21 protein-coding genes, 1 tRNA gene and 1 riboswitch are annotated in these 18,688 nt (G+C 65.3%); of the genes, 7 read left to right on the forward strand and 15 right to left on the reverse strand.

All coding sequences use genetic code 11. The annotated features are described in order from the left end of the window. Positions 1-5 precede the first annotated feature (5 nt). From DFR51_RS07805 to DFR51_RS07850, 10 genes are all read right to left on the reverse strand, one after another. Complete coding sequence (locus DFR51_RS07805; protein WP_121048872.1) at positions 6-599, reverse strand: retropepsin-like aspartic protease family protein; 594 nt, start codon at positions 597-599, stop codon at positions 6-8. Between the two features lie 4 nt (positions 600-603). Further along, positions 604-1,368: an MBL fold metallo-hydrolase gene (locus tag DFR51_RS07810; protein ID WP_121048875.1), complete on the reverse strand. Its 765-nt coding sequence runs from the start codon at positions 1,366-1,368 to the stop codon at positions 604-606. Next, positions 1,365-2,138 carry a TatD family hydrolase gene (locus DFR51_RS07815; protein WP_121049959.1) on the reverse strand — a complete coding sequence of 258 codons (774 nt, stop codon included), beginning with the start codon at positions 2,136-2,138 and terminating at the stop codon, positions 1,365-1,367. The genes DFR51_RS07810 and DFR51_RS07815 overlap by 4 nt, the downstream gene beginning before the upstream one ends. Continuing rightward, entirely contained in the window at positions 2,128-3,687 is a 1,560-nt protein-coding gene (metG, locus tag DFR51_RS07820; protein ID WP_121048878.1) for a methionine--tRNA ligase, read from the reverse strand. Before metG ends, DFR51_RS07815 begins: the two co-directional genes overlap by 11 nt. A gap of 18 nt (positions 3,688-3,705) precedes the next feature. After that, entirely contained in the window at positions 3,706-4,632 is a 927-nt protein-coding gene (locus DFR51_RS07825) for a DNA polymerase III subunit delta' (RefSeq protein WP_121048881.1), read from the reverse strand. Then, positions 4,629-5,240 carry a dTMP kinase gene (gene tmk / locus DFR51_RS07830; protein WP_121048884.1) on the reverse strand — a complete coding sequence of 204 codons (612 nt, stop codon included), beginning with the start codon at positions 5,238-5,240 and terminating at the stop codon, positions 4,629-4,631. Before tmk ends, DFR51_RS07825 begins: the two co-directional genes overlap by 4 nt. Before the next feature lie 6 nt (positions 5,241-5,246). Continuing rightward, positions 5,247-6,401 carry a D-alanyl-D-alanine carboxypeptidase family protein gene (locus DFR51_RS07835; RefSeq protein ID WP_121048887.1) on the reverse strand — a complete coding sequence of 385 codons (1,155 nt, stop codon included), beginning with the start codon at positions 6,399-6,401 and terminating at the stop codon, positions 5,247-5,249. A 109-nt stretch (positions 6,402-6,510) separates the two neighbouring features. Next, positions 6,511-7,329, reverse strand: a complete 819-nt coding sequence (locus DFR51_RS07840; RefSeq protein ID WP_121048890.1) for a M55 family metallopeptidase — start codon at positions 7,327-7,329, stop codon at positions 6,511-6,513. Positions 7,330-7,353: 24 nt separating this feature from the next. After that, positions 7,354-8,112 (reverse strand): septal ring lytic transglycosylase RlpA family protein, encoded by a 759-nt coding sequence (locus DFR51_RS07845; RefSeq protein WP_121048893.1) that lies wholly within the window; start codon positions 8,110-8,112, stop codon positions 7,354-7,356. A gap of 77 nt (positions 8,113-8,189) precedes the next feature. Beyond that, positions 8,190-9,260 carry a lytic murein transglycosylase gene (locus tag DFR51_RS07850; protein WP_121048896.1) on the reverse strand — a complete coding sequence of 357 codons (1,071 nt, stop codon included), beginning with the start codon at positions 9,258-9,260 and terminating at the stop codon, positions 8,190-8,192. 78 nt (positions 9,261-9,338) lie between these two features. Here DFR51_RS07850 and DFR51_RS07855 point away from each other — a divergent pair. After that, a tRNA-Ser gene (locus DFR51_RS07855) sits at positions 9,339-9,428 on the forward strand. A 17-nt stretch (positions 9,429-9,445) separates the two neighbouring features. On the opposite strand, the gene DFR51_RS07860 is transcribed toward DFR51_RS07855, so the two are convergent. Then, on the reverse strand, positions 9,446-9,991 hold the full coding sequence (locus DFR51_RS07860; protein WP_121048899.1) for a TIGR00645 family protein: 546 nt from the start codon (positions 9,989-9,991) through the stop codon (positions 9,446-9,448). 155 nt (positions 9,992-10,146) lie between these two features. Between DFR51_RS07860 and DFR51_RS07865 the strand changes: the two genes are divergently transcribed. Together DFR51_RS07865 and DFR51_RS07870 are read left to right on the forward strand one after the other, a co-directional pair. Beyond that, positions 10,147-11,007, forward strand: a complete 861-nt coding sequence (locus tag DFR51_RS07865) for a pirin family protein (protein ID WP_121048902.1) — start codon at positions 10,147-10,149, stop codon at positions 11,005-11,007. Positions 11,008-11,062: 55 nt separating this feature from the next. After that, complete coding sequence (locus DFR51_RS07870) at positions 11,063-11,470, forward strand: OsmC family protein (protein ID WP_170151759.1); 408 nt, start codon at positions 11,063-11,065, stop codon at positions 11,468-11,470. Here the strand turns inward: DFR51_RS07870 and DFR51_RS07875 are convergent. The 3 genes from DFR51_RS07875 to rpmE are packed head-to-tail and all read right to left on the reverse strand — an operon-like array spanning position 11,457 to position 13,107. Beyond that, positions 11,457-12,419, reverse strand: coding sequence for an NADPH:quinone oxidoreductase family protein (locus DFR51_RS07875; protein WP_121048905.1), 963 nt, complete (start codon positions 12,417-12,419; stop codon positions 11,457-11,459). The two genes, DFR51_RS07870 and DFR51_RS07875, sit on opposite strands and share 14 nt — an antisense overlap. Continuing rightward, the gene (locus tag DFR51_RS07880) at positions 12,416-12,838 is read right to left on the reverse strand and encodes a VOC family protein (protein WP_121048908.1); all 423 of its coding nucleotides are present in this window, start codon (positions 12,836-12,838) and stop codon (positions 12,416-12,418) included. Before DFR51_RS07880 ends, DFR51_RS07875 begins: the two co-directional genes overlap by 4 nt. Before the next feature lie 38 nt (positions 12,839-12,876). Then, positions 12,877-13,107, reverse strand: coding sequence for a 50S ribosomal protein L31 (rpmE, locus tag DFR51_RS07885; RefSeq protein WP_121048911.1), 231 nt, complete (start codon positions 13,105-13,107; stop codon positions 12,877-12,879). Between the two features lie 102 nt (positions 13,108-13,209). Next, positions 13,210-13,407, forward strand: a riboswitch (cobalamin riboswitch). A 77-nt stretch (positions 13,408-13,484) separates the two neighbouring features. On the opposite strand from rpmE, the gene DFR51_RS07890 reads away from it, so the two are divergent. From DFR51_RS07890 to DFR51_RS07905, 4 genes are read left to right on the forward strand one after another with little or no spacing between them, the layout of a single operon-like run. Further along, positions 13,485-15,356 carry a TonB-dependent receptor plug domain-containing protein gene (locus tag DFR51_RS07890; RefSeq protein ID WP_160119221.1) on the forward strand — a complete coding sequence of 624 codons (1,872 nt, stop codon included), beginning with the start codon at positions 13,485-13,487 and terminating at the stop codon, positions 15,354-15,356. Next, positions 15,344-16,129 (forward strand): ABC transporter substrate-binding protein, encoded by a 786-nt coding sequence (locus DFR51_RS07895; RefSeq protein ID WP_121048919.1) that lies wholly within the window; start codon positions 15,344-15,346, stop codon positions 16,127-16,129. Before DFR51_RS07890 ends, DFR51_RS07895 begins: the two co-directional genes overlap by 13 nt. Beyond that, the gene (locus DFR51_RS07900; protein ID WP_121048922.1) at positions 16,126-17,094 is read left to right on the forward strand and encodes a FecCD family ABC transporter permease; all 969 of its coding nucleotides are present in this window, start codon (positions 16,126-16,128) and stop codon (positions 17,092-17,094) included. Before DFR51_RS07895 ends, DFR51_RS07900 begins: the two co-directional genes overlap by 4 nt. Further along, positions 17,091-17,792 (forward strand): ABC transporter ATP-binding protein, encoded by a 702-nt coding sequence (locus DFR51_RS07905; RefSeq protein ID WP_121048925.1) that lies wholly within the window; start codon positions 17,091-17,093, stop codon positions 17,790-17,792. Before DFR51_RS07900 ends, DFR51_RS07905 begins: the two co-directional genes overlap by 4 nt. On the opposite strand, the gene DFR51_RS07910 is transcribed toward DFR51_RS07905, so the two are convergent. Further along, positions 17,744-18,649, reverse strand: a complete 906-nt coding sequence (locus tag DFR51_RS07910) for a LysR family transcriptional regulator (protein ID WP_121048928.1) — start codon at positions 18,647-18,649, stop codon at positions 17,744-17,746. The two genes, DFR51_RS07905 and DFR51_RS07910, sit on opposite strands and share 49 nt — an antisense overlap. Positions 18,650-18,688 lie beyond the last annotated feature (39 nt).

The following is an 18,688-nucleotide window of genomic DNA, read 5'->3' on the forward strand; positions in this document are numbered from 1 at the left end:
GGCCTTCAGGGTCGCAGGATCAGGGTCTCGCCTTCGACGCGCCAGCTCTTCAGCGTGCGCAGGAAGCGCATCCCCAGAAGGTTGTTGTTGAGCGCGCCTTCATTGACGCTAGCGGGCATGTCGCGCAGCGTGACGTAACCGATCGTGAGTTCGCCAAGCCGGACCCCAGCGGTGCGGACACTGCCGTTCGCGGTTTGGGCCATGCCGTCGAAGCGCAGCGTATCGGGGCTGAAACCGGCACGCGCGGCGGTTTCCATGGTGAGCACGATATCCGTGGCACCGGTATCCACCATGAACAGCACGTCCGCGCCGTTGATCGTACCGCGTACGTAGAAATGCCCGTCCTCACGCGCGGTAAGCAGCATCTCCTCGCCCTGGGTGCGCGGGGATGCGGGATCGAGCGCGCCGCGAATATGGGGCCACTGCGTGGTAAGGAAAATCAGACCGCCGAAGATCAGCACCCACGAGAGCGCCATTTTCACTGTTTTCGCCGTACCGATTTCGCGCAGGCGCGGAATGAGACTCATCAGGATGAGGACAGCGAAGCCCACCGAGCTGATGAGCGCCGCCGTCTCGCCCGAGCTCAGTCCTTCGAACATGCGCCTAAAGCTCCACCGTCAGCATATCGTATCCCGGCTCAACACCCGGCGGCAAGACCTTGGCAAGGCTTGCATAATCCATCGTGTTGTCCATGTGGGTGAGGATCGCGCGGCGCGGGCGCAGGCGGGATATCCACGACAAGGTACGATCGAGGTGGCTGTGCGTGGGATGCGGCTTGCGGCGGAGGGCGTCTACGACCCAGAGATCGACGCCTTTCACGGCATTGTCGGCAGAGAGCGTGAGATCGCTGATATCGGTCGAATAGGCCATTGAGTGGCCAGCGTGATCGACGCGGAAGCCGGTGGAGCGGATGGGGCCGTGGACCTGCTCGAACGGCGTCACCGTCATCGGACCGACAGTGAACTTCGCGCCGAGTTCGTGCGCCACGCAGCTCGGCGGATAACCAAGGCCACCCGAGAATATATAGTCGAAGCGTGCCTTGAGGACGCGCCATGTGTCCGCCGTCGCATAGCAGTCGACGGGTTTGCGCATGATGTGAAATATCTGGCGCAAGTCATCGATACCATGGGCATGATCGGCGTGATCGTGCGTGTAGAGCACGGCGTCGATGCGCGAGACGTTCGCGCTCAGCAGCTGTTCGCGAAGATCCGGGCTCGTGTCCATGATGATGACGTGACCTTCAGCCTCGACCATCACGGAGACGCGGCGACGGCGGTTCTTCGGCTCATTCGGATCGCAGAGGCCCCAATCGTTGCCGATGCGGGGCACCCCGCTCGACGTGCCGCTTCCAAGGACGGTGACCTTCACGCCGCAGCTTTCGAAAACAGGCGGTAGAAGTTGGCGCTCGTCGTGCGGTCCAGGTCTTCGTAGCGGACACCACGTTTTTCGGCGAGGAAGGCGGCGGTGTGCGTGACGAACGCCGGCTCGCAGGTCTTGCCGCGCTTCGGCACGGGCGCGAGGAACGGGGCATCGGTTTCGACGAGCAGCCGATCCTCGGGAATTTCCGTTGCAAATTCAGCAAGATCAGCGGCGTTCTTGAACGTGACGATGCCGGATATCGAAATGTAGAAGCCGAGGTCCAGCATTTTGCGTCCGAAGGCCGCGCTCGCGGTGAAGCAGTGGATAACCGCGCTGTAGGCCCCCTTCCCCAGTTCGCTCTCCATGATCTCCAGCGTGTCGGCTTCCGCTTCGCGCGTGTGGACGATTACCGGCAGGCCGGTCTCGCGCGCCGCGGCGATGTGACGGCGGAAGCTCTCACGCTGACGATCGCGGTCACTCTTGTCGTAATAATAATCGAGCCCGGTTTCTCCGATGCCGATGACGCGTGGGTGATGCGTTGCCGCGATGAGGCGCGTCTTCTCGATATCCTCGCTGTCCGCCTCGTGCGGATGAACGCCGACGCTCGCCCAGATGTCGCTTGTGCCTTCGGCGATGCGAACAACGTCATCCCACTCGCTGCTGCGCGTGGAGATTGCAAGCATCGCCGACACGCCGGCATCCCGGGCACGGGCAATGACGCCAGCCTGATCCTCTACAAGGCCGGGGTAGTTCAGGTGGCAGTGGCTATCAATGGGCATCGGGTTCCGCATCGACATAGCGCGGGAAGACCCCTTGCGGGGCCGCGAGCCGGAAATCGGACGCGGCTAGACGCGTGTACCAGTCGCCGCCGAAGCTGGCGAAATCGCGGTCGGCCTCGGGCACACCCATCTGATCCAGCAGCTTTGCTGCCGACGCCGGAATAACAGGGGAGATCGCGACTGCAAGATCATGGATCGCGCCGAACAGCGTGCCGAGCACGACCTTCATGCGCTCCGGATCGGTCTTCTTGAGCTTCCACGGCTCCTGCGCATCGATATAGGCGTTGCAGGCGAACACGGCGTGGAGCCAGGTTTCGACGCCGCGCGACAGGTCGAACGATTCGAACGCTGCCGCAAGACCCCTGCAGCCCTCCCCGACCGCCGCCAACAGTGCGGCGTCCGCCTCGTTCTGATCGAGCGATTCCGGAAGAACGCCATTCATATTCTTGAAAATCTGCGATAAAGTCCGCTGGGCGAGATTGCCGAAGCTGTTCGCGAGATCGGCATTCGTGCGCGTGACAATCGCCTCGTGGCTGTAGCTGCCATCCTGTCCGAACGGCACATCACGGATCAGGAAGTAGCGGAGCTGATCAACACCATACTCTTCCGCCATCGCCAGCGGCTCGACAACATTGCCGAGCGACTTCGACATCTTCTCACCCTTGTTGAGCACGAAGCCGTGACCGAACACCATGCGCGGCAGCTCGACGCCCGCGGACATCAAGAAAGCGGGCCAATATACGGTATGGAAACGCACAACGTCCTTGCCGATCACATGGACGTCGGCGGGCCACCATTTCGTATAGGATTCATCGGGGTAGCCAGCACCGGTGAGGTAATTACTGAGCGCATCGAGCCACACGTACATGACGTGGCCGGGCGCATCCGGCACCGGAATGCCCCAATCGAAGCTGGTGCGTGAGACCGAAAGGTCGCTGAGGCCGCCGCGCACGAACTGCAACATCTCGTTGCGGCGCGTCGCGGGCTGGATGAAGTCCGGGTTTTGCTCGTAGAGATCGAGCAGCGGCTGCTGGTATTTGGAGAGACGGAAGAAATAGCTCTCCTCAACCGTCCATTCGACGGGCGTGCCCTGCGGCGACAGCTTCTCGCCGCCCTCACCCGGAACAAGCTCGCTCTCGTCGTAATAGGCCTCGTCGCGAACCGAGTACCAGCCTTCATAGCGGCCGAGATAGATGTCGCCGTTCGCTTCCATCCGGCGCCACAGCTCTTGCACGCATGCGTAGTGCGCGGGTTCAGTGGTGCGAATGAAGCGATCATGGCTGATGTTGAGACGGGCGCACATCTCCTTGAAATGCTGGACCATTCCATCGACGAAGGTGCGCGGATCGGTGTTGGTGTTGCGCGCCGCCTGCGCGATCTTCAGCCCATGCTCGTCGGTGCCGGTCATGAAAAACACGTCGTCACCCGCAAGCCGGTGATAACGCGCGATGACGTCAGTCGCGATGTCCTCGTAGGCATGGCCCATGTGCGGGCGGCCGTTCGGGTACGAGATGGCGGTCGTGATGTAGAATTTCCGCTTGGCACTCATGCGGGGGCGCTTGCTCTGCTACCGGGGGTTATCGAGTTCGCCCACGTATCCCGCCAGTTCGAACGCGACAACCTGCGGATCGTAGGCAAGCGGCACGGCCTCGGCGGCGAGGGCGTGGGCCTTCTCCCACAGCTGAAGCGCGCGTGCAAGCGATGCGCCGGTGCGCCCACGCGCCGCGCCGGCGATAAAGGCGGGAACCAGCTCGACGAAGGCCTCGTAGCGCGCCTGCGCCGTCTTTCCGGCAAGCGATCTCGCCAGCGCCATAGCGTCCCCCTCCCCCTTCGCGAGCCCGACAAGCGCCTCAGTCAGCTTGCCCACATCGAGCCCGGCAAAGCGCAGCGCGCGGCCCGGCGAGCCTTCCGCAAGCGGCACCAGCGCCTCGACCTCCGCCGCGCTGCTGCCTTCAAGTTCGCGCGTCAGAACCGCGCGTACATCTGCATCGGCGAGCGGTTGAAACCTTAGCGTGCGGCAGCGCGAGCGGATTGTCGGCAGCAGCCGCACCGGGCTGTGACTGACGAGAAGGAACAGAGTCTTCTCCGGCGGTTCCTCAAGATTCTTGAGGAAAGCATTGGCCGCACTGCGATTCATCTCGTCGGCTGCATCAACGACAACGACGCGCCAGCCCCCAAGACCCGGCTTGGACTGGAACAGCGACTGCAGGTCGCGGATCTGCTCGACGACGATCTCGGCACGAAGCGCGCCACGGTCGTTAAGCCCGCGCTGGAGAACGCGGAGATCTGGGTGGCTGCCGGCCTCGATCAGTGCGAGCGCCGGATGCGGCGGCCCCTTACCATCGGTGAGGACGAAGCGGGCGAGCGCCTGCGCCACGCTGGCCTTGCCGATGCCGGGCGGTCCGGTGAGCAGCCACGCGTGGTGCACCTTGCCCTGATCCCATGCCGCGCGAAACATTTCCTGCTGCGCCTGATGCCCGATGATGCCGCTCACAGGCCGAAACGCTCCGCGACGATGGCCCAGACACGCTCGGTGACGTCATCGACGGGCGCATCGCTCGGGATCACGGTGACACCGGGGAAACGCAGAAACCGCTCGCGCACAGCCTTGTGGAACGCAGGCGGCTCGCCCTCGAAGCGCGCCTCTCCCCCTGCCCGCCCCGCAGCGCGCGCAAGACCGAGCGCGGGATCGACATCGAGCACGATGGTAAGGTCCGGCCACAGGTCGCCGGTCGCGAACGCATGGAGATGCCGCAGTTCGCCCTCATCGAGCCCGCGTGCTGCACCCTGATAAGCGAGCGTCGAGTGCACGTAGCGGTCGCAGAGCACCCACTTGCCCTCGGTAAGTGCGGGGCGGATGAGCCGCGCCACATGATCGGCACGCGCGGCATTCACCAGCAGCGCCTCGACGCGGCCGTCCCAGCGCCCCGGCTCGCCTTCCACGAGCAGGCTGCGGATATCTTCCGCGCCGGGCGTGCCGCCAGGCTCACGCGTGGTGATAACGGTGACGCCCTGCGCCGAGAGACGTGCGGCGAGGCGGCGGAGCTGGGTGCTCTTGCCGCTGCCCTCCCCGCCTTCGAAGCTGATGAAGTGCCCGCCCACGCGGCCTCAGCCGCCGAACACGTGCCTGAACGCCGCCATCATGCGACCGAACGGGCCCGCCTTCTCCACGGCTTCGGCGGCGACGAGCGGCACGCGCTGCTCGGCAAGGCCCGGTACGGTGAGAACGAGTTCGGCGATCTTCTGTCCCTTGGCGATCGGCGCGGAAATGGGACCGTCGTAAACGATCTTCGCGTCCACGCCTGAGACGATTGCCTTGGGCACCGAAACCGCCGTGCCGGGCGCGGCGGTGATGCCAACGTCCGGCGCGTCACCAAGAAACACGGGCGCGCGCATGGCAACCTTGCCATTTGCAAGGATCGGCTTCGCGTCCCAAGCGCCGAAGCCCCATTCCATCAGGCGGATCGATTCCTTGACGCGCTCGTCCCACGAGGTGAGGCCCGAGACGACCATGACGAGACGGCGCCCGTCTTGCTCGGCCGAGCCGGTGAAGCCGAAGCCTGCCGCCTCGGTGTGCCCAGTCTTGAGGCCGTCCGCACCGCGTACCTTGCCGAGAATGGGGTTGCGGTTCGGCTGCGTGATGGGCGCGCCGCCCATCGTTTGACCCCAGGTGAAGCTGTCGACCGCGTAGAACTGCTTGTAGAGATCCGGGTAGTCCTTGATCGTCCGCTCCGCGATGATCGCAAGGTCGTGCGGCGTCACCACCTGACGGTCATCGGGCCAGCCGTTCGAATTGGTGAAGTGCGAGCCCTTGAGGCCGAGCTTCTTCGCCTCCGCATTCATCAAATCGACGAAGGCTTCCTCAGTGCCCGAAATGCCCTCGGCGAGCACGACGCAGGCGTCGTTGCCGGAAAGCGTGACGATCCCGTGCAGCAGATCCTCGACGGAGACTTCCTGATTGACCGACAGGAACATCGTGGAGCCCGCCTTCGGCCCATGCCACTTTTCCCATGTTTCCGGCCGAACGCGGAACTTCTGGTCGAGCTTCAGCTTGCCCTGCTTCACCAGATCGAAGGCGACGTGCGTCGTCATCATCTTCGCCATCGAGGCGGGTGGCATCTGCTGATCGGCGGCCTGTGAAAACAGTACCGCGCCGGTGCTCATGTCCTTCAAGTACGCGAAGGGCGCGAGGCTCTGGTAATTGGCGGCGGCGGGGACGGCGAAAGCCAGCATGAAGGCCGAGATCGGTGCGGCAAGACGCATCGCTTGAATTCACTCCTTTAGATCGGCTTCGGCGGGATCGGACGCCCGCACGAGTCTTACGCAGCTATAGCCCGCGCCCCATCGCTTCGCCAGCGCGGAGGCAGGCGGCTTACGACAGCTTGAAGAACAGCAGGAACGCGAAAGCGCGGTTCAGCGCCGCCATGTCGTCCGCGCGAAAGCCAATCGTGTTCGCGCCAAGGCGGCGGAACATCGGCAGGAAATCGAGCACTTCTACCGCGAGCCGGTCGACGAGCGTCAGTTCCACCTCGATGGGACCGTCCTGCTTCACGAGCGGCGCCTTCTGCCGCGCTTCGACCGCGCGCGATGCGGCCGCTTCGAGCGCGGCGCAGACCGTGTCAGGAGACGGCGACATGCCCGAGAACATCCCGAGGGAGCGCTTGGTGACGACCTGCTCGACAGGGCCGAGCGCGGGGCCGTTCTTTTCGATGAACACGTCGTCGCCCGAGATCATCAGCAGCGGCACGCCGAACTGGCCTGCGGTCGCGGCGCTGATGAAGGCCTCGTCGGCCTCGCGGCCATTCAGCTTCACGCTGCGGATGCCGCGGCTCGACATGGTGTGCGCCATCGTGCCGGCACTGTCCGCCGCGCCGGCGTGATAACCGATGAGCATCGCGCCGATATAGTCGCCGACCTCGATCCCCTGCATCATCAAGAGCGGGCGCGGCCACGAGCGGACGAGCCATGTGCCCGGCGGCATCCTGTCCGCGATGATCGAAAGCCCGTTGCCGTGCGAATCGCACACGACGCACTCGGTAACGCCCGCCGCGCGTGCGCCGCGCACGACGGCGAGCACCTCGTTCGTCATCAGCTGGCGCGCGGCGGCATACTCGAAACCTTCCGGCCCCGCCTGATCGCGCGACACGACCCCCGCCACGCCTTCGATGTCGGCGGAAATGAAGAGCCGCATGTGTTGACTATCCTTTTTTGAAACTCAGGCCGTCGGCTTTGATCCGACGACGCGCGCCTCCGCATAACCCGCGGCCTGGAGCTGCGCCAGCACCGCCGTAGCGCTCGCCTCGTCGGCGAAGGGTCCGACGCGGACGCGGTAGAAGCCCGTGCCGGTGGAACTGATGTTGCTGACGCCGAAGCGGCTGAGTTCCGCGGCAAGGCTGGAGGCGCGACCGCGATCGGAAAGCGCAGCGACCTGCACGAAGATGTCGCCGATGGGCACAATCGTGACCGGCGGGGGCGGCGGTGGAGCCGCTGTGACCGCCACCGGCTGCTGCCCCTTCGGATAGATGCGCTTCACATGCACGCGCGCGGTGCCCTGCTGTTCGACGCCGAGAAGCTGCGCGGAACGGCGCGAAAGATCGATGATGCGGTCCTTCGCGAAAGGTCCGCGATCATTAACGCGGACGATGAGCTTGCGTCCGTTTTCGAGGTTCGTGACCTCCACATAGCTCGGCATCGGCAGCGTGCGGTGCGCGGCGGTGACGTCGTTTTCGTTGAACTGCTCGCCGTTCGCGGTGGATTTGCCGTGGAACGTTGGGCCGTACCACGAGGCGGTGCCGGTTTCCTGATAATGCGGATCGTCGGACGGGTAGTACCATTTGCCCGCGATCTGATAGGGATTGCCGACCTTGTAGGTGCCCGCGCTCTTCGGAGCTTGCACGCTTCCGGCGCACGCGGCGAGCAGCGGCAGGAACAAAATGGACGCGAACCCCGCCGACCATCTCGCGATCCCGATCATGACCCCTTCCCCCAACGCTATACTGGAACGATGCGGGAACAAGAATCACCGAACGTCGGCTTAGTCAAGCCGTGCCGTCAGCTTCCAGTGCGCAACTGATCGGCAAGCAGCCCCACCGAGAGCGCGTAGAAGTTCGAGCAATTATAGGCGAGGAGCGCGCGGAAGTTGCCGTAGGAGAGGTACGCCCCCTTGCCGGGGCCATCGGGCTCGACGAGCGTTGCGAGCGTGTCGTCGGCGGGCCAGGTGCGGCCGTCCAGCGGCTGCAGGCCGAGTTCGCGCCATTCCTTCACCGGAATCCAGCGGCTGTGCTTGGCAAGCACGCGCGTGCAGCTTTTGGGTTCGATCGTGTTGACGACGCGCATCCGGTCCAGCGCGGCGGGCACGGACACGCGCATCGCCCAGTCGCCGCCCGTCACCCAGCCGTTGTTTTTGAGGTAGTTCGCAATGGAGGCGGCGGTGTCGGCGCGGCTCTGCCAGATGTCGGCGGTGCCGTCTCCATCGAAGTCGACCGCGTGCGTCAGGTAAGACGATGGCAGGAACTGCGGGTTTCCGGTGGCACCTGCCCACGAGCCGACAAGCCGGCTGCGCGGCACGCCGCTGTCGATCATACGCAGCGCTGCGATAAGTTCGCGCGTGAACAGCGCCTCGCGCCGACCATCGAACGCCAGGCTCGCGAGCGAGCGGACGAGATCGAAATTGCCCGTGTAGCCGCCGTAGCTCGTTTCCATCCCCCAGATGCCGAGCATGATTTCCGGCGGTACGCCATAGCGCGCTTCCACCGCGCGGAGCGTCGGGCTCAGCTCTGAAGCGAGACGCTTACCCGGATTGATGCGCGCAGGCACGAGCCGCGCGGCAAGATAGTCGCTGAACAGGGGCACACTCTGCGGACGGCTGTCGTCAGGCTGGGCACGGTCCAGCGACACGACGCGCGCGCTGTAGGTGAGGCGGTCGAGCGCGCTAGCAATCGTTGCAGCGCTGATCCCCTCTCCTGCCGCGCGGGCACGGAAATCGGAAAGCCAAGCCTGGAAACGCATCTCCGTAGAGGGCTCGGGCGGCGCTTCTGTTTGTTGCGCAGGCTCGGGGATCTGGGCAGAGGATGCCGCCGGGACGAGCAGGACCAGCGCGATTGCCGCAAAGCGCAGGATCAATATTTTTCTCCTTCAGCCGGGCAGCCCAGCCTACATGCTTGAAACCGCAATCCCAATAGGCGATGAGACGCGCGCAGCGGACAGGTGGCCGAGTGGTTTAAGGCAGCGGTCTTGAAAACCGCCGTGCGGGTAACCGTACCGTGGGTTCGAATCCCACCCTGTCCGCCAATTTCTCGCGCAGAATCTCAGTGTTTCTGCTGTGTCATCCTGTCCACCCAGGCGATGCCGATCGCCGAGAGGATGAAGACGGTGTGGATGATCGTCTGCCACAGCACGCCCTCGGCCGTAATCCGCGCGGTCGGCAGACCGATGTTGCTCGCCTCGATGAAGGTTCGAAGCAGGTGGATCGACGAAATACCGATGATCGCCATCGCCAGCTTCACCTTGAGCACGCCCGCGTTCACGTGGCTAAGCCATTCCGGCTGATCCGGGTGACCCTTGAGGCCCAGGCGAGAGACAAAGGTCTCATAGCCGCCGACAATCACCATCACGAGCAGGTTCGAGATCATCACGACGTCGATGAGGCCGAGAACCAGCAGCATGATCTGCTGCTCGGTGAACTCCCAGCTGTGCATGGTGAGGTGATAAAGCTCCTTCAGGAACAGGAGCACGTACACGCCCTGCGCCACGATAAGGCCCAGGTAGAGCGGGAGTTGCAGCCAGCGCGAGCTGAAGATGAGCAGCGGAAGCGGGCGGAGCGGCGACGGTGCGCCGGGAGCGGAATCAGACATGGCTGCGGCGTATCAAATGCGAGGGCGATTCTCCAAGGCCGTTCCGCTGCGGGAAACCTTGGGTTGCAAGTGCAGCCCCTCCCCGTTTGCACCTGCGTTCCTACATCGGCTCACGAAGGCGGAAGGTTTACCTCCCGCACGCAGGAGCATGAAACATGAAGACGATCATCACACGCCACACCAATGAACAGCGCCACTGGGTTGGTGACGGCTTCCCGGTGCGCTCGCTGATCTCGTATCACGCCCAGGGAACTGCGATCAGCCCGTTCCTGCTGCTCGACTATGCCGGACCCCACGTGTTCGAACCTGCCGAAACGCCGCGCGGCGTCGGTACGCACCCGCATCGCGGCTTCGAAACGGTCACCATCGTCTATGACGGCGAGGTGGAGCACAAGGATTCCGCCGGCAACGGCGGCATCATCGGCCCCGGCGACGTGCAGTGGATGACGGCTGCCGGCGGTGTGCTTCACGAGGAGTTCCACTCTAAGGGCTTCACACGCGCGGGCGGGCCGTTCCGCATGGTTCAGCTGTGGGTGAACCTGCCTGCGAAGGACAAGATGGCGGCGCCCGGCTACCAGTCGATCGTTGAAGCGGACATTCCGGTCGTCGACCTCGACGGGGGCATGGCGCGGATCATCGCGGGCACGCTCAGCGGCAAGACCGGCCCGGCGCGGACGTTCACCCCGGTGAATGTTTGGGACGTGCGGTTGGATGACGGTGCCGACGTGACACTCGACCTGCCCGAAGGGCACACGGCACTCGTCGTCGTGCTGTCGGGCCGGGTGCTTGTGAACGGCGAGGATGCGGCAAGCGCCGAAGTCCTCGAACTGAGCCGTGCGGGAACCTCCGCGCGGATCAGGGCGGAGGCCGATACCACGCTGCTCATCCTCACGGGCGAGCCGATTGAGGAGCCGATCGTAGGATATGGCCCGTTCGTGATGAACAGCGAGGCGGAAATCCGCACCGCCATCGACGACTTCAACAGTGGTCGCTTCGGCCGAATGGCTGCGGCATAGTGGAAGGGAGGCAGGCGTGCACCGTCTGCCTCCCTTTTTCCATTGAGGAGGCAACATGCCGGAAATCACCATTGCACGCGTCACCGCGAACATCGGCATGGACGACTACAAGGTTGATGTGCGTGCCGGACATCACATGTTCGTGTCCGATGAACCCGAGAGGATGGGCGGCAAGGATGCGGGGCCGGCGCCGTTCCAGCTTCTGCTCGCGGCGCTTGGGTCGTGCACGGTGATCACGCTGCGGATGTATGCGAAGCGCAAAGAGTGGCCTCTCGAAAGCGCCGAGGTGGCAATGCGGCATTTGAAGGACGGCGATACCGCGCGGATCGAGCGGGTGCTGACGCTGACCGGGGATCTTACCGAAGAGCAGCGCGCACGGTTTGCGGACATCGCCGAGCGTACGCCGGTGACGCTGGCCATCAGGAATGGCGTGCCGATCGAAACGACGCTCAGCGGATCCTGACCACGGCCTTGCCGATGAGCGCACCTGCCGCCATCGCGGCGAAAGCTTCATCGGCGCGTTCAAGCGGCACCTCCATCCCGATGAAGGGGCGATACCGAGACGAGGCAACCAGTGCGTCGATTGCCGCGCTGGCGCGCGACCCACCTTCGGGATCGCGGCGGCCGAACTCTCCGGCGCGGACACCGACGATCTCGATCCCCTTGATGAGCGCATAATTGAGCGCGAATGGCTTCGGGATGCCCCCCGCGAACCCGATCAGCAGGTAGCGCCCGTTCCAGCGCAGCGTCCGTACGGCGGAGGCGAACAGCGCGCCGCCGACCGGATCGAACACCACATCGATGCGGTCTTTCAGCGTTGAAAGGTCAGCGAGCGCGACGGTTTCGTCGGCACCGGCGGTGCGCGCTGCCGCGAGCTTCGCTTCGCCCGACGCCGCGGCGATCACATGCGCGCCGCAGGCCTTGCCCAGCGCCACCGCGGCGAGGCCCATGCCGCCGCCCGCGCCCGTGACGAGCAGCGTTTCGCCCTGCATCAGCCGACCCCGCTCGACGAGCCCGACCCACGCGGTCAGCGCCCCGACCCCGTAGCTTGCCGCTTCCGCGTCCGAAAACCCGTCTGGCGCGAGGCGCACCTGCCCGGCATCGAGCGTGATCGTTTCGCCAAGGCATCCCGAGCGCGCACGGACAACGACACGGCGCCCCAGCAGAGACGGATCGACGCCCGCACCCGTATGGGTGAGGACGCCGACGCCTTCGACACCCGGCACAAACGGCAGCGCCGGTTTGAACTGGTAGCCGCCGGAGAGCATCAAAAGATCGGGGAAGTTGAGGCCCGCCGCCGTCAGCGCGACACGCACCTCACCGGAGGCGGGTGGTGGCGCATCGGGCCATTCGGTTTCGAAGCGCAGCCCCGCACGGTCGCCGCTCAGCGCGTGACAGACCCAGGCCTTCACGGCGTGCGGCCGGGATCAGCAAAGCTCGGAGCGTTCAGCACTTCAAGCTTGATGCCATCCGGGTCTTCGAAGAACACCGCGTAATAATCCGCAGAATATTCGGGGTAGAGCGTCGGCGCATCAAGGATGCGAACGCCTGCATCGCGAAGCAGGGTGTGGACGCGATCCACCTCCGCCCGGCTATCCACCGACCATGCCAAGTGATGGATGCCGGGGGCATAGCGTTTGTGCGCGCCGGAAACGCGCGCCTGCTTCAATCCGATCGAAGCGAAGCCCTGCGGTGTGCGGATATCCCACTCGCACTCACCATCATCGCGCACGCACGCGTAGCCGAGCGCGCCCAGCAGCAGGCTGTAGACGCGCTTCGAAGCCGCGAGATCGCTCGCGTTCAGATCGATGTGATGAATGAGCCCGTTCACGGCGGCGTGTCCTTAACGGAGCCGCCGCCGCACAGGGCTTACTTCTTGCCGAGCGAGAGCCCGCCGAAGCGCTTGTTGAAGCGCGCGACGCGGCCGCCGGTATCGAGCATCTTCGAGTTGCCGCCGGTCCAGGCCGGGTGCGTCGTCGGATCGATTTCGAGGAGAAGCGTGTCGCCCTCCTTACCCCACGTCGAACGTGTCTGATAGGTCGTCCCGTCGGTCATCTGCACCGTGATGGTGTGATAGTCGGGATGGATGTTCTGCTTCACTGGACTGCTCCGATGTCTGCCGCTGGTTTCCGACCAGCAGCCGGGAAAGCGGCGCCAATAACCGACACGCGCGCCACTTGCAAGCCGCACCGCAAGGGACTAAGGCCCGCCCCGTGATGTGGTGCCCCGGAAACGGGGATAAAAGGGAAGCCGGTCTAAAACCGGCGCTGTGCCCGCAACTGTAGGCGGATAGCCTGCATGTCGAAATGCCACTGGGAAGCCGCGAAAGGCCGACCGGGAAGGCGACATGCAAGGCGATGACCCGCAAGCCAGGAAACCTGCCATGTCTGTCGTCCACGCCCGGTCGGGTTCAGCCGTTCGCGTGCGAGCAGTCATGCCCGCTGTGACGATGTGTGAACATGGTCATGGAGGTTATTATGATTGCTGTATTTCTTCTTTCCGCTGCTGCGATCGTCGATGACGGGACGCTGGTCGTTTCCGCCGCGCGGGAACCGGTTGCCTACGGCGAAACCGGCGGCGCGCTGACGGTGATCGACGGCGCGACGATCGAGGCTGTCGCCGTGCCGCAACTCGTTGACGTCCTGCGCCTGTCGCCGGGCGTGTCCGTCGCGCGTTCTGGCCCCACGGGATCGCAAACCCAGGTTCGCGTGCGCGGTTCGGAAGCCAACCATACGCTCGTCTTCATCGACGGGATCGCCATGAATGACCCGGCCACCTCCGGCGAGTTCCGCTGGGAAACGCTTGGGTCGGACGGAATCGCGCGCGCCGAAGTGCTGCGGGGGCCGCAATCGGCGCTGTGGGGATCTGAAGCGATCGGCGGCGTCGTCTCCGTGACATCGGCGGAACCGACCGACGGCACGCGGATTTTCGGCCGCGCCGAGTACGGCTCGTTCGGGACGCTTCACGCCGCAGGCGGCGCGGGGATCGGCAACGAGAAAGGCGGTATCCTCGTTCAATCGAACTGGTACGATACCAAGGGCACCGACAGCTTCGGCGGCGGGATCAAGGAACGCGACGGTTATGAATCGCTGATGCTGTCCGCGAAAGCCTCCATCCGGCCGACCGAGAACGGCGAACTCGGCCTCGTCGTTCGCCATACCAATTCGCTGAGCGAATTCGACGGCTCCAACAGCTTTTTCGTGCGCGACGACACGCTCGACAACACGCGCATACGGGCGACCGCGATGCGCGGCTTCGGTCGCGTCGACACGCTGGATGGCCGCTGGCGGCACGAGATTTTCGGCAGCTTCGTGACCACCGACAACATCAACCGTGACGACGACACGTATCTCAACCGCACCGACGCGGACGTGTTCGAGACCGGCTACCAGACAGGCATCGACTTCGGCAGCGAAGCTCTTCGCCACCGGGTAACCGGCGCCATCGAGTATCGCACGCAGCGTTTCCGGGCCGACGACGACGCGTATTTCGGCGGCACCAACCAGCGCGTCTCGCGCGATCGCACCAGCTTTGTGCTCGACTACGGCCTGACGGCGGGCGGGCTCACCCTGGGAGCCAGCGTCCGGCAGGACGAAAACGACGCATTCAAGGATGCAACGACGTGGCGCGCGTCCGGCCGCTATACGCTCGAGAACGGCTTCACCGTTCACGCGAGCGCGGGGAAAGGCGTGACGGACCCGACCTTCACGGAAATGTTCGGCTTTTTCCCCGGCAGCTTCGTCGGCAATCCGAACCTGACGCCCGAACGCTCGATCGGCTGGGATGTGGGTGTCGGATATCGCAAGGAGGCATTTTCGGCGGATGTAACGTGGTTCCAGGCTGACCTGGAGGACGAGATCGTCTCGACCTTCGATTCCGCGACCTTCCTCTCCAGCGTCGCCAACGCGAGCGGCAAGAGCAAGCGCAAGGGCATCGAGGCGTCATTCGATGCGAAGCCGGTCACCTGGCTGACTCTGAGCGCCAGCTATACCTGGCTCGACGCCAAGGAAGCGAAAGTTGCAGGCGCGGCAAAGCTGCGCGAAGCGCGGCGCCCCCGGCACAGCGGCAGCGTGCTGGCGACCGCCGATCTGGGCGCCGCCTCGGTCACGTTCGCGGCAAACTATGTGGGCAATCGCAAGGATACGGACTTCGACAGCTTCCCGGCACGTGTCGTGACGCTGAAGGACTATGTGCTCGCCTCGCTTTCGGGTCGCGTGAAGCTGGGCGGCGACTTCGAGCTGACGGGGCGCATCGAGAACCTGTTCGATGCGACCTATGAAGACGCTTACGGATACCGGACGCAGGGCATCTCCGCGTTCGGTGGCATCCGCGTGAAATGGGGCGGTTGATAGCCCTTCTTGCTGTGCTCGCCTTCGCCGCCACGGCGGCGGAGGCGGGAACACCGGCACGCGTCGCCTCTCTCGGGCTTTGCACGGACGAACTGGTGCTGCTGCTGGCTGAGCCCAATCAGCTCGTGTCCGTTTCTTTCCTGGGGCACGACCTTCGCGAGACACCGCTCGCCACCAAGGCGCAAGGGCTGCACAGCAATGATGGTCGCTTCAGCTCGGTCGCGCACCTGAAACCCGATCTTGTCATCACCGGAGGCGCCGTGAACCGCTTCGCGCGCGAACTTGCCGAGCAAACCGGCACGCACGTGGTCGACGTGCCGCCGCCGCTGACGCTTGCCGAGCTTCGGAACAATATCCGAACGGTCGCCGCCGCGCTCGGGCATCCGGCGCGCGGTGCGGCGCTGATCGCCTGGATGGAAACCAAGCTCGGCAGCGCCCCGGCCAATGCCCACGACGCGCTGATGGTCGTTGCAGGCGGGCTGACGCCCGACGTGCATTCGATCGCCGCCGAACTTCTCGCGCACGCGGGCATCCGGCAGATGGTGATGCCGTCCAGCCGCGTCACACTGGAAGGGCTTGTGGCCACGCCGCCGCCCCTCCTCATCCTCAGCCGTTACCGCGCCGACCAATTTTCGCTGCCGCAGGATTGGCTTGGAACCGCGACACGTCTTTCGGGCCGAACGCCCGCTTACGTCGACGGGCGACTCTGGTCCTGCCCCGGCCCGCTTGCCGCAGCCGATGTCGCGCGGCTTCGCGCGGAGATCACACAATGAGCGCGGGGCGTCTTTGCCTGATCCTCGGCGGGCTGCTTGCCCTTGTGGCGGCAGCGTCGCTGCTCGTCGGCGACGTGCCGATCCTCAGTCTTCTTAAGCGCGATCCGGCGCTTGCCCATATGCTGATCGTCGAGCTTCGATTGCCGCGGCTGGTGCTTGCAGCGTCGGCGGGCGCCGCGCTCGGCCTCTGCGGTGCGGCGCTTCAGGGGCTACTCCGCAATCCGCTCGCGTCACCCGATATTCTCGGCACCTCGGCAGGCGCGGCGCTTGGCGCGGTCGTTTCGGCCTATTTCCTTGGGCTTTCCGGCACGCTCGCGATGGCAGGCGGTGGCATTGCGGGTGCGCTCATCGCGCTTCTTCTTCTGCTGGCGCTGGCCGGGCGCGGGGCTTCCTCCGCGACCCTGATCCTCGCCGGGGTCGCGATCTCGGCTCTCGGCGGCGCGATGATGAACCTTGCGCTCGCGCTCGCGCCGTCGCCATTCGCCTTCTACGACATCATGTTCTGGCTGCTCGGTTCGTTCGCCGATCGCAATCTCGGCCACGTGAGCGTTGGCCTTCCCGCGATGCTCGCTGGAAGCCTGATCGTGCTTTCGGCGGCGCGCGGGCTCGACGCGCTGGCGCTCGGCGAGGACGTCGCCGCGACGCTGGGCCACGACGTCCGCGCGATGCGCTGGCGGATCGTGGGCGGCAGCGCCGTCGCGGTGGGCGGTGCGGTCGCTGTGGCGGGGATCATCGGCTTCGTCGGGCTGATCGTGCCGCACCTCGTGCGACCGCTGGTGCGGAACCGCCCCGGCCCTGCCCTGCTGCCAAGCGCTCTCGGCGGCGCAGCGCTGCTGGTGGCGGCGGACATCGTCACGCGCTTTCCGCTGAACGGCAAGACGCTGCCGGTTGGCGTGGTGACAGCGATGCTGGGGGCACCGTTCTTCCTGTGGCTGATCCTCTCCCGGCGCGGGATGCCGTCGTGAGCGGTCTCGTCGCAACCGCCATCGCGCGTCCGCACCTGAGCGGCGCGATCGATCTTGCCGTCTCTCGCGGGGAGATCGTGGGGCTGATCGGACCGAACGGATCGGGCAAGACGACGCTGCTGCGCGCGCTTGCGGGGCTGACCGCCGGATACGGGACGATTACGGCCGATGGACGATCGCTTGACGCCATGACGTCAGCCGAGCGGGCGCGTCATATCGCCTATATGCCTTCCGGTCGGCGCGTCGACTGGCCGATGCGCGCGGACGATATCGTGGCGCTTTCCGGCGCGGGCGAGGCCGATGTGGCGGAAGCGCTCACGCGGGTCGGCATGCAGGCGTTCGCATCGCGCCAGGTGGATACGCTCTCGACAGGTGAACGGGCGCGCGTGCTTCTGGCGCGGGTGCTGGCAGGCCGTGCTGACTGGCTGCTGCTCGACGAGCCGACGGCGAACCTCGATCCGGGGCATGAGCTTGACGTGCTGGCGCTGCTGCGCGCGGAGGCGACACATGGCGCGGGTGTGCTGGCGTCTTTCCACAATCTCACGCTTGCCGAGGCGCACTGCGACCGGTGCGTGCTGATGGCGGACGGTCGGATCGTGGCAGAGGGTGCGCCCTCGACCGTGCTGACCGAGGCGAACCTCGCCGAAGTCTACGGGATCGCGCGCGACGGGGCGGGCTGGCGGCGGAACGCCTCCTGAACGAGTGAGGTCATGCGCGCCACATCGCTCCTCAGCGCCATCGCGACGGGGCTTTGGAGGACGGCGAGCGTCCGCGTGCGATCGAAGCCGGACAGGCGCCGCTGGACGATTCCGGGCGCAACATATGACGCGGGCATCACCGTGACGCCAAGGCCGGCGGCAACCATCGACAGCGCCCGCTCCTCCTGCACCGTGCGGTAGGCAAGCGGCGGGCGGACGCCGTGGCCGGTGAAGTGACGGCTGACCTCGCTCAGCACCTCGCAGCGGCGGCGGACGACCATGGGCGTGCTGTGCAGCGCGTCCGACGGCACCGGGTCTGATGCGGCAAGCGGGTGGCCTTCGGGCATCATCAGCAGATAGGGCTCCTCCCCCACTACGACGGGCGCGTATTTCTCGGTGCCGGTGCGCATCAAGGTCAGCGCCATGTCGACGCGGCCTTGGTCAAGGCGGGTGACCAGTTCAGCATCGCTGCCCTCAACGATCTCAAGACCATTGGCGCCGTCGATGGATTGCCAGTCGCGCACCAGCCTTTCGCCGATGCTGGCGGGCACGGTGTGGAGAAGGCCGAGGCGCAGCGCGCGACGGCGGGCCGGCTCTCCGATCTCGCCGAGCGCGGCGTTATATTCCTGCATGATGTTGCGCGCGCGCTGGAGGAAGCGTGCCCCGGCCTCGGTCAGCTCCACGCGGCGCGCGGAACGGACGAACAGCGAGACGCCGAGCTCACGCTCCAGCTTGGCGACGCCTGCGGAAAGCGTCGGCTGCGTGACGTTCACGCGGGCCGCCGCCGCCGTGAAGCTGCCGGTCTCGACGATGGCGAGAAAGTAGCGCAGGAGGTAGCCGTCAATCATAGATGCCATCTATGCGAAACCGAAGGCGCATTCAATTAAGACCGAATC

The organism is Sphingosinicella microcystinivorans (assembly GCF_003634215.1).
In the GTDB taxonomy this organism is placed as follows: Bacteria; Pseudomonadota; Alphaproteobacteria; order Sphingomonadales; family Sphingomonadaceae; genus Sphingosinicella; species Sphingosinicella microcystinivorans.

What these genes read in the sequence shown, in the direction of transcription:
- DFR51_RS07805 (WP_121048872.1), bottom strand. Translation starts at nt 599, where the DNA reads ATGTTCGAAGGACTGAGCTCGGGCGAGACGGCGGCGCTCATCAGCTCG.
- DFR51_RS07815 (WP_121049959.1), bottom strand. Translation starts at nt 2,138, where the DNA reads ATGCCCATTGATAGCCACTGCCACCTGAACTACCCCGGCCTTGTAGAG.
- metG (WP_121048878.1), bottom strand. Translation starts at nt 3,687, where the DNA reads ATGAGTGCCAAGCGGAAATTCTACATCACGACCGCCATCTCGTACCCG.
- DFR51_RS07835 (WP_121048887.1), bottom strand. Translation starts at nt 6,401, where the DNA reads ATGCGTCTTGCCGCACCGATCTCGGCCTTCATGCTGGCTTTCGCCGTC.
- DFR51_RS07840 (WP_121048890.1), bottom strand. Translation starts at nt 7,329, where the DNA reads ATGCGGCTCTTCATTTCCGCCGACATCGAAGGCGTGGCGGGGGTCGTG.
- DFR51_RS07845 (WP_121048893.1), bottom strand. Translation starts at nt 8,112, where the DNA reads ATGATCGGGATCGCGAGATGGTCGGCGGGGTTCGCGTCCATTTTGTTC.
- DFR51_RS07860 (WP_121048899.1), bottom strand. Translation starts at nt 9,991, where the DNA reads ATGTCTGATTCCGCTCCCGGCGCACCGTCGCCGCTCCGCCCGCTTCCG.
- DFR51_RS07865 (WP_121048902.1), top strand. Translation starts at nt 10,147, where the DNA reads ATGAAGACGATCATCACACGCCACACCAATGAACAGCGCCACTGGGTT.
- DFR51_RS07870 (WP_170151759.1), top strand. Translation starts at nt 11,063, where the DNA reads ATGCCGGAAATCACCATTGCACGCGTCACCGCGAACATCGGCATGGAC.
- DFR51_RS07890 (WP_160119221.1), top strand. Translation starts at nt 13,485, where the DNA reads ATGATTGCTGTATTTCTTCTTTCCGCTGCTGCGATCGTCGATGACGGG.
- DFR51_RS07895 (WP_121048919.1), top strand. Translation starts at nt 15,344, where the DNA reads ATGGGGCGGTTGATAGCCCTTCTTGCTGTGCTCGCCTTCGCCGCCACG.
- DFR51_RS07900 (WP_121048922.1), top strand. Translation starts at nt 16,126, where the DNA reads ATGAGCGCGGGGCGTCTTTGCCTGATCCTCGGCGGGCTGCTTGCCCTT.
- DFR51_RS07910 (WP_121048928.1), bottom strand. Translation starts at nt 18,649, where the DNA reads ATGGCATCTATGATTGACGGCTACCTCCTGCGCTACTTTCTCGCCATC.